This window comes from Paenibacillus tianmuensis (genome assembly GCF_900100345.1).
Lineage (GTDB): Bacteria > Bacillota > Bacilli > Paenibacillales > NBRC-103111 > Paenibacillus_G > Paenibacillus_G tianmuensis.
The window spans coordinates 1-8,439 of the sequence record NZ_FMTT01000082.1 but is presented as its reverse complement, the minus strand read 5'-3'; the positions used below and the strand labels follow the sequence as shown (position 1 = coordinate 8,439).

General features: G+C 41.2%; 11 protein-coding genes and 1 pseudogene. 4 read left to right on the top strand and 8 right to left on the bottom strand.

Features of this window, described 5'->3' with window-relative positions:
* On the top strand, positions 1-309 hold a 309-nt coding region (locus BLO51_RS31100; protein WP_143007019.1), incomplete at its 5' end, for a transposase.
* Position 310: 1 nt separating this feature from the next.
* On the opposite strand, the gene BLO51_RS28935 is transcribed toward BLO51_RS31100, so the two are convergent.
* From BLO51_RS28935 to BLO51_RS27790, 5 genes are all read right to left on the bottom strand, one after another.
* The gene (locus BLO51_RS28935) at positions 311-1,033 is read right to left on the bottom strand and encodes a zinc ribbon domain-containing protein (RefSeq protein WP_143007018.1); all 723 of its coding nucleotides are present in this window, start codon (positions 1,031-1,033) and stop codon (positions 311-313) included.
* Complete coding sequence (locus BLO51_RS27800; RefSeq protein ID WP_090677343.1) at positions 981-1,532, bottom strand: recombinase family protein; 552 nt, start codon at positions 1,530-1,532, stop codon at positions 981-983. Before BLO51_RS27800 ends, BLO51_RS28935 begins: the two co-directional genes overlap by 53 nt.
* A 14-nt stretch (positions 1,533-1,546) precedes the next feature.
* On the bottom strand, positions 1,547-1,978 hold the full coding sequence (locus tag BLO51_RS27795; RefSeq protein WP_090677340.1) for a recombinase family protein: 432 nt from the start codon (positions 1,976-1,978) through the stop codon (positions 1,547-1,549).
* A 1-nt stretch (position 1,979) separates the two neighbouring features.
* On the bottom strand, positions 1,980-2,141 hold the full coding sequence (locus BLO51_RS29565) for a hypothetical protein (RefSeq protein ID WP_167670367.1): 162 nt from the start codon (positions 2,139-2,141) through the stop codon (positions 1,980-1,982).
* Between the two features lie 731 nt (positions 2,142-2,872).
* Positions 2,873-3,832, bottom strand: a complete 960-nt coding sequence (locus tag BLO51_RS27790; protein WP_090677336.1) for a DNA-methyltransferase — start codon at positions 3,830-3,832, stop codon at positions 2,873-2,875.
* A gap of 134 nt (positions 3,833-3,966) precedes the next feature.
* Between BLO51_RS27790 and BLO51_RS27785 the strand changes: the two genes are divergently transcribed.
* Together BLO51_RS27785 and BLO51_RS27780 are read left to right on the top strand one after the other, a co-directional pair.
* On the top strand, positions 3,967-4,215 hold the full coding sequence (locus BLO51_RS27785) for a helix-turn-helix domain-containing protein (RefSeq protein ID WP_090677334.1): 249 nt from the start codon (positions 3,967-3,969) through the stop codon (positions 4,213-4,215).
* A 5-nt stretch (positions 4,216-4,220) separates the two neighbouring features.
* Positions 4,221-4,811 (top strand): PDDEXK family nuclease, encoded by a 591-nt coding sequence (locus tag BLO51_RS27780; protein WP_143007017.1) that lies wholly within the window; start codon positions 4,221-4,223, stop codon positions 4,809-4,811.
* Positions 4,812-5,027: 216 nt separating this feature from the next.
* Here BLO51_RS27780 and BLO51_RS27775 read toward each other — a convergent pair whose 3' ends face one another.
* Both BLO51_RS27775 and BLO51_RS27770 read right to left on the bottom strand, forming a co-directional pair.
* Positions 5,028-5,876 carry a transposase gene (locus tag BLO51_RS27775; protein ID WP_167670366.1) on the bottom strand — a complete coding sequence of 283 codons (849 nt, stop codon included), beginning with the start codon at positions 5,874-5,876 and terminating at the stop codon, positions 5,028-5,030.
* A 66-nt stretch (positions 5,877-5,942) separates the two neighbouring features.
* Positions 5,943-6,206: pseudogene (locus BLO51_RS27770) on the bottom strand (transposase); the annotation flags it as partial.
* Positions 6,207-7,419: 1,213 nt separating this feature from the next.
* Here BLO51_RS27770 and BLO51_RS27760 point away from each other — a divergent pair.
* The gene (locus BLO51_RS27760) at positions 7,420-8,097 is read left to right on the top strand and encodes a hypothetical protein (RefSeq protein ID WP_090677329.1); all 678 of its coding nucleotides are present in this window, start codon (positions 7,420-7,422) and stop codon (positions 8,095-8,097) included.
* Positions 8,098-8,120: 23 nt separating this feature from the next.
* On the opposite strand, the gene BLO51_RS27755 is transcribed toward BLO51_RS27760, so the two are convergent.
* On the bottom strand, positions 8,121-8,439 hold a 319-nt coding region (locus tag BLO51_RS27755), incomplete at its 5' end, for an IS1595 family transposase (RefSeq protein WP_143006960.1).

Sequence of the window (8,439 nt, the reverse complement as noted above, 5' to 3'; positions counted from 1 at the left end):
CAAATCGCGCAGATGTATAAAGCTCGTTGGCAGATCGAGGTATTTTTTCGTTGGATTAAGCAGCATTTAAACATTCCTACGTTGTTTGGGACAACAGAGAACGCCGTTTATGGTCAGTTATTTGCAGCATTGATGGTGTACGTTCTGCTGAAATGGCTGTTTGACTCCGTTTCTGCATCCATATCTCGGCATGTGGAACTCTCCTTTGTCCGATTTACACGTTTATTCGCTCTTCATCTGCTGCCTGCTGAATGGCTTATAAAGATTCAATATATTGTGCAGACACATAACCCCCAGAGGGTTGTTTAGATTACATAATTTGGTTAATCAACAGGCCTGGTACCACAAATAGGTAATGGTTTTTGCTAAAAGAAAAAGCCCGAAGGACATATGAGTTGGGACTTACGAGGTTATGTAAAGGACCTTTGGGGTCCCAATCATCTTCAGGTAAATGTACAATAAATGAAAAGTGTACAGACTGAAGTTTATTTTTTGTTGCTTCGATTTTAAGAATAGTTGCTTGGAGCAATTGTCGAAAATCTAATGGACCTAACTCATTTGATAGGGCCATAAAGTCCTCAAGTTGTGTGCGTATTAATTCAGGAGTAACTGGTTTGATCTGATCGGTATTGCTTGTTGGCGTTGGTTCATAAGATTTAAGATCGGCCTTCGGCTTATCAATTTTTTCACGTATTTCTGCAATGCGGGAACGTGCCTCTTCTGCACTATATAGGCTTGCACCTGATTCAAAGTTTTCTTGAATCTTCGTCTTACGAGCTTCTAAGTCACGGATTTGATTAAGAAGTGTATCAGTTTCATTTTTCGAGCCATACCCAGAAGACTTTATTAATTCATTAATTCGGTTAGTCAGTTTGTTTACAATCGACTCTGATTGTAATGTATCGGAGAGTCGTTCAAAAACTACCTTCTCTAACCAATCAGCAGGAATTGTGTTCGGATTACATATTGATTTCCCATTGTTATGGTATGCCCCGCAGACATCTTTTTCTCGTTCCGTCTTTTCTTTTTGCACCGTATAGGCTGGTCATAAATGTCCCGCATTCTGGACACTTCGCTAAACCTGTAAGGGGAAAAGTTCCTGAGTATTGGCGAGGGGTACCAGTTGCCCTTTGCTTTGCAACAGAATTTGCTTTGTCCCAAGTCGCTTCATCAATAATCGCTCCATGTACGCCTTTGCAGATAATGTAGTCTGGATTTTTACCATTTCGTCGTTCTTTCTCCCAGTTGATTACTTGATTATATTGGATATAACCTTTATAGACAGGATTTTTGATGATAGTGGAAACCGCCGTTATCGAAAACGCCTTGCCATTCTTGGTGCGGTAGCCAATACTATTCAAGTAATTTGAAATTCTTTTCGTTCCCCAGCATTCATCCGTGAATTTTTGGAATATTAACTTCACAATTTCAGCTTCTTGAGGGACAATAATCAGTTCCTTGTTAATACTCTTATATCCAAGCACTTGACCTCCATTCCATAAGCCTTCTTTTGCACGTTGGCTCATACCCATTTGGACGTTCTCCGCTAATTCTTCTCGTTGGTAACCGAAGCTAAGATATTGAATTGTAAGTTGGCATGTGGAGTTCCATATTCCCCTTCTTTAATACTAATGAAGCGGACTTTTGCAGAGTTGATTTCCTCGACGAGTTTCAACGAATCGGATAAGGATCGGCTCAACCTGGAAACTTTATAAGTGATAACTGCGGACAGTTTTCCAGATTTCAAATCATTCATCATTCGTTTAAGAGCAATCCGTTTGTAGGTGCTTTTCGCACTTAAACCCTCGTCAATATAGAGTTCATATTGAATATCTTCACCAAACATCTTTTTAGCAACTCGAATTCCTTCTTCAGCTTGTCCTTCCAGCGAGTAACCTTCCTGAGCCTGTTTATCCGTGGATACACGGATGTAGAGTCCGATGATCATAACGACTTGTTTTTTGAGCATGTTTAACATATTAGCTTACCCCTTTTTCTTTAAGATTTTTATGGTTGTTGGAACTTTTGCGGGCCATCGACTGAAACAATAACGATGCGATTGCATCCAAACTATTTGAATATTCAGTCATATTTGTTTGAATCGGTGTTTCTGTACTTTTGTTAGATGGTTTGTTTTTCATGTTTGCTTCCCTTTTCATGTTGTTTATTAGCTCTGCAGAACTTATGTCTTAAGTATATAAATCTACGGGATTCTGTCTATACGTTATGTGTTCGAGGTTTCGCGCTATAAAGCACTAAAGTAAAAAGGTAAAGCAAAATTACCGCATTTTTTCTCACATAATGAGTAGAAAAAGTTATAAAAACATGTCGCCTGCTTATCATATAAAAAGTCATTTTTAGACTTACATCATAAGAAAAGACATGGTTTAGTCATGCAGTGTGGTATGTAGGAGATCGCGCTATAAATAAAAACTACGGGTTCGCAGTCCCGACGCAAAAGAAACTGCCTTGGAATGTTTGATAACGTACAGTCAACTTCCTCGTTGCCGACCATAAAGGGCGGGAGGTGACCGTGCTATTCCCAAAAGGAATAGGGGGGCGGTACTTCTGATTGCATCTCTGCAATCACATTCAGGAGCGGTCTTGAATGCGAAGTATCGGGCGAAAGCCGTTCTGTGTACGTTGACGTGTGAAAGATATACTCAAGCGATAGGGATTGTACCGTTACAGAACCACCTTATGCAGAACGCTTTTTTTTGAGCGTTCTGCATGGGGGGGTTCTATTTCCCCTCAGATAGCCTAAGGCTCCTGGGATTGGTTGTTAAAACATTGGTGATTATGCGAAATCATCAGTTGTATATCGCTAAAGCAAACAAGCAAAACACAAGGAGCATCGCAAGTTACGACAGTTCTAAACTAAAGTAAAGTCGCCAAGATTGACATACTGCTCATTGAGGATGCGATCATACACTTCCTTAGCTTCAATAGTGTTGTTTAAGAATCTGAATGCCGAAGCCGCTACATACTCATTATCAAGATCGCAACTCAACCATCGGCGATCATGTAACTCCGCCATCTCCCCAGTGGTATTAGAGCCACCGAAAATGTCCAATACTGTATCACCTGGATCGGTCAAAAACTTAATAAAGAACTCAGGTAGTTTTCCAGGGAATCTTGCTGGGTGCCCTGTAATTTTCAGTTCTTTGCAGTAACGAAGGTACTTTGAATTACTTTCTGAGTTCGGTATCTGCAACAAATTTGAAGGAATTGCTCCACCGTTATCTTTGTTAAAACCTTCGCTTATATCGTGGCCAGATGGTCTTTCCTTGGCATCATAATATTTTTTTGAGTCCTTCAAAAGCTTTTGCATACGGTCAGAGTAAGGAGCAAGAACGTTTCGAACGTCTGCTTTTGGATTAGTTGATTTAGAAAACCACCATACCGTATTTACAGAGTCTTTTGCCCGAATTTTCCTTTTATTTACCCACTCAATCGGGCTTGGTAGTTTTGAAGAGTTATACCAAAAAAATTCTTCAGCCAAGTGAAACCCAATTTCTTCGACAAACTTAATAAGCACTTTGTAATTATACAGGGAACGGACAGGAACCCCTCGCTCATATGCACCGCCTAAATCTAAAACGAAGCTTCCGTCCTCAGTGAGCTTTTCTTTGACCTTAATGGCAAAATGAGTTAGCCACTCAATATAGTCATCGCCGACTTTATTCCCATAGGACTTTTGCCGCAACAATGCAAACGGTGGAGATGTCATTACAAGATTAACTGAATTATCTTCTAAAGAATCGAGTAGTTCTAAGGAATCACCATTATATGCTTTACCCAATTTTGTCTCATACGCAAGTCTTAAACTCATTTCAACAACTCCTATGCCTTGTTGCCACACTATAGTATGAATTTCACACTATAGTGTGAAGAATGCTTTTAATTATTATAATATAATTTTTCTTAGAATGGAACCGAACAATGTCGTTTTATGAGGAATAAACAATGAGCATAGAGAGCGATGATTTAGAAAAAGAATACAGCCAAGAGCTAAGGCTTCTGGGTGAACGCATTAGAGTCCTTCGGGAAAAGAGGGGGTATTCCCAGGAGACACTGGGATTCAAAGCGGGACTTCATCGCAATTATATAAGTCAGTTGGAGTTGGCACAACGAAACCCGACTTATACCACTCTTTTGAAAATTGCAAATGCACTATCTGTTGACGTAATTGATTTACTTAATAAAGGAGAATGATGGTAGTGGCTTTGCGACCTAAACCCAAGAAAATTGCCCACTTATTAGATTTGGCGAAGCAACTGCAGACCGAAGCAAATAAGCAGAATATAATTCATGTTTTCGATGATGGTGGTTACAGGGAATTATTACTGGTCAAGATGTTCGGGCTTACCAAAATACCAGGTCGTCATGGGGATGACGGTATAGACCCTGAAACAGGTTACCAGTATGAGTTGAAAACAGTCAATTTAGTTGATACATCTGGTAATCTTCGTTTGAAACCTGGAATTACTACTTGTCATCATGTAAATCATGAAATTATAGAAAGATATAGAAACGTTAAGGGATTCTTAATAGGAATCTTTTATATTAATGATCCTGCGAGGATCTACGAAATTCCGACTGAAGTATTTGAACCCTATTATTCGTTGTGGGAAAACAGATTAAATACAGAAAAAGGTCTCAATCATATAAATAATCCCAAGTTCCATTTCGAATATGTATTAGAGCACGGTATACTACATTACCATAATGAAAAGTACGATGATTTCTTTAATACTGGCAAAAACCGCACATGGAAAAAGGGAGCACCAGCCAAGCTTGATCTTTTCTAAATCATCAATTTGAAATCCCTTGAACCCTTATCACCCCATGTGATAAGGGTTTTTCTATGTCTGAAAAGTTATAAATATATTAGTCTATCAGAGCCTGTTCAAAAAGCCCCTTATCAGTTTGAAGACGGGAGCACAACCAGGCAAATGAGATGACAGTATTGGAAATGAAAGGGGGGGTAGAGGTGTCGGAGTTACTTCCTCGGTACCGCTTCATTTTCAGTCCCTGTTTTTGGAAAAACGTATCCCTTGTGTGGTGATTTGCATTTTTTTAATTGCGGTTTGGAGCCTTTTATCCTGCCAGCGGCAGCGATATTTGTTCCACTTGAATCTCTTGCAGCTTCTTGAAGCTGCAACATGATTCGGAGGCAGAATCGTCTCCCGAACATGTGCAATCATTCGCTCAATTAACCGAAACGCATCTCGCAGGATAAACCATTTCCCGACGTGTTCGGTTGTACGAACCGGCACCTTCTTGTGCTTCATCACGGAAGTCAGCAGGTTGGATTCTTGGGCAAACGCTAGTTCCACCTGCTTACGGAAATTCAGCATATGCTCTTGCAGCATGCTTCCTTGCGGTACAGGGCCGTTGAAAAATGGATTTTCCGTAAAGGAATAGCCAAACTGCTTCTCACAAAGGCCTTGCAGCGGACAGGCGGCGCATTTATCATCGTCTCCGCGAAACCAAGCGGTGTATGTATCTTTGTCGAATCCATCAAACACAAGGGCATGACCTTGCTCGCATTCCGGTTTTCCTTCGGGGGTGCAGTGTTCAGGAATGATGGTGTTTTTCTTGATTTCCGTCACGACGGCCACATCGTGTTTCAGGAGCGCTTCCTTCTGATCGTCGGCATCGAAATAACCCAAATCCGCCACCAGATAGTCAACCTTCAGTCCTTCGATTTTCTTCATCATGTCAAGGAGAGGCAACATCACTTTGACATCTGCTGTATCGTTAGGCAGGATGACCGAAAACAGGACGATCGGTCCTTTCGGGCTGGGACAAACGATAGAATGCTTACGGTAACCGACGAAAAACTTATTCTGGTTCGCCTTCGTTCGTTGCACACCGCAGGTGGCGCTTGTGTTTGTATCCGTTGACGTTGGCCCATATGGGCCTGGAATCGATACCTGTCAGCATCGGCAGTAGAAAGTTTTCAACGCCTGAGCAATGAAGTCGAACAGAATGGAATAAAACAATTCGGCGCCGACCTTGGCTCTGAAATTGCTCAGGCAGCTGCGAACCGGCACCTTTTTGATGTTAGGGACGCCGATAAAGTTGCGCCATGCCTGATTTTTCGGTTCTTTTAATTGCCTCACCAGCTCCCGAAACGAGGAGATCTCCGGTCGAGTAAAGTACAAATAATGCATCCGAAAGCAGATTCTTGGATCGATCGGAGGACGACCGCCCTAGTGGTAGGGCAGCAGTTCAAGCTGCAAGTCCATGAAAATGCACCTCGCGTTGTTGGTTTAATGGGTAGTGTGGTACTTCCATTCTACCATGTTTCGCATAGGTGCATTTTTGTTTTTTATCCGATATTATGCACTTTTTGAACAGGCTCTATCAGTATGATTAAGGAACAAAATAAACGGTAGGACATTACGTGGAGCAAATGCAACATCCTCGAGGGGGCTTAACGATAAGCGGGATAGGGGGTCTCACTCCACGCTCCCGATCCTTTCATCACCGTAAACGGTATGATGAAAGAAAGATCGGGAGTACGCTCAGAAAAATCGGCTACGCCGAACCGAGCAAAGCTCGTTTTTTCATCACCGTTCCGTTCGACCCCTAACGGGGGCTGTCATCAACATGTGTTACCGTTGCCGTAGCTGTATTATAGCAACAGAAAAACTGGTGAGATTCCATACAGAGGAGGAGGGCCGCATGGGGAGAGGAAGGAAGTCAAGTTATGTGAAAACAATAACAACTAAAGACCACAACATGCTTCATGTCTTCAGGTGCGTTGGCTATTTGACAGAACATCACTTGAAAGCCGAATTAGGGCAGAGAGAGAAACGCATACAGGCATATTTACGGGATGGATACATTGAGCGTTGTTCGGTCTATAACAGAAGTTCACATCAAATTAATGAAGTCTATCGTTTGACAACTAAAGGTAAGGAGTTAGGCCGAAATCAGTTAGCACTTGATATTTTTATCGTAGTAACTCAGTTAATCATGATCTAACTTTAGCAAATCGCTACTTGGTCTATCGGAAATTGAAAGATCAACTTGGATTACCGAGGCACAATTTAGAGAAATGCTAAATGACCGATTTGGGGAACTTCATAATCATGGACAAGACCGAACTGAGATATTATGTTCTCCAGTTGACGGAGGATATGTTTCCGCCGATGGTAAACTGACCTGTATCGAGGTTATAACATGTAATTACACACAATCGGAGGTAGAAGCAAAAACAGAATTTGTAGAGGGCCTTGGGGCAGAGTATCAACCGTATTACATTTAAGGGAGGGGAGCAAATGACAACGACAAAGCGAAAACAAGACCTATGTATCGAGAATCGTGCAATTATTGAGCTAATTTGGGAACTGGGTAGAGGGACTATGTTTAAGGTACACGTGATCGGTACATGGGGTTTTTTTTAACATGTACAAATATGAAACATGGGAAAGGCTAAAGGAGCTTGAAAGAAACAAGATTGTAGAACAAATAAAACTTCGTAATATCGTGGTTATCAAACTTAGGAAGTCTGCTGTTTGTTTTCTTTTAGGGAAAAATCGAGAAGAGATAGCTTCAGTTCAAGTAAATATCACAAGAATTATGAAATCTGCATTCATCAATGAAATAATTCACAAGCATATATGTGAAAAACGAATAAAGCCTACTTTTGAAAGGGTTAGGAATTATTATAAGACATCCAGCACTTTCTTATGTGCGGAAAAGGAAAACTACAAAATTCTTCAAAAATATCATGAAAAGGGGGTTTTTGGGGATTCAATACTCGCAGAGGTTGAACTACTCAGATATATTGAGGAATCAAACAAAGGTAATTTGAGGTCAGTTGAATCTAACGAGATTACTGATCCTTTACTCCAAAGGGCACATAACATGAACTGCATTCAAACTGGTGGAGTATATATTGATTTGGCCGAAAAAATCGGTTCTACTGTTACCCTACATGTCGCCATGCTGGACTTGAGCGGTTCACTTACTGGTGTAAAGGTATCGGAAAAACTTTTGAAGACTTACCACTATCTCGACATTTTCAAAAACGACAAGTTGCGGATTCATTTTGTTGTGTACACATACTATTGTTTAATTTGAATATCAAGTTAGCTCCGCTTGGCTTATGCGGTCAAATCGCCGTAGGTGACGGTATCGGTGGAAACACAAGCAGCCAGCAGGCGATTAAACATCTGACCTTCAAACTGCCGACGATTGGTGCGAAAGCAGAATTCGTTCAAATAGGATTGCAGATGCTTGGAATCTAAACCGTGAAACGTACCGGCGATAAAGGCTTTCGCGTTGGAAATCATCGTATGCAGCCATTTCAAATGATCAGGATTGTCCTTTACATTGAACCTGATCGGTTGGTGGTTATATTCTTTAGCGAGTGCATGGTACGAACGATACGCGTCGCTACTGATCGTCGAACCTGGTTCGATG

Coding starts and splice junctions, on each gene's coding strand:
- BLO51_RS27795 (WP_090677340.1), bottom strand. CDS start 1,978: ATGTTAAACATGCTCAAAAAACAAGTCGTTATGATCATCGGACTCTAC.
- BLO51_RS27800 (WP_090677343.1), bottom strand. CDS start 1,532: ATGGGTATGAGCCAACGTGCAAAAGAAGGCTTATGGAATGGAGGTCAA.
- BLO51_RS27790 (WP_090677336.1), bottom strand. CDS start 3,832: ATGAGTTTAAGACTTGCGTATGAGACAAAATTGGGTAAAGCATATAAT.
- BLO51_RS29565 (WP_167670367.1), bottom strand. CDS start 2,141: ATGAAAAACAAACCATCTAACAAAAGTACAGAAACACCGATTCAAACA.
- BLO51_RS27760 (WP_090677329.1), top strand. CDS start 7,420: ATGTACAAATATGAAACATGGGAAAGGCTAAAGGAGCTTGAAAGAAAC.
- BLO51_RS27785 (WP_090677334.1), top strand. CDS start 3,967: ATGAGCATAGAGAGCGATGATTTAGAAAAAGAATACAGCCAAGAGCTA.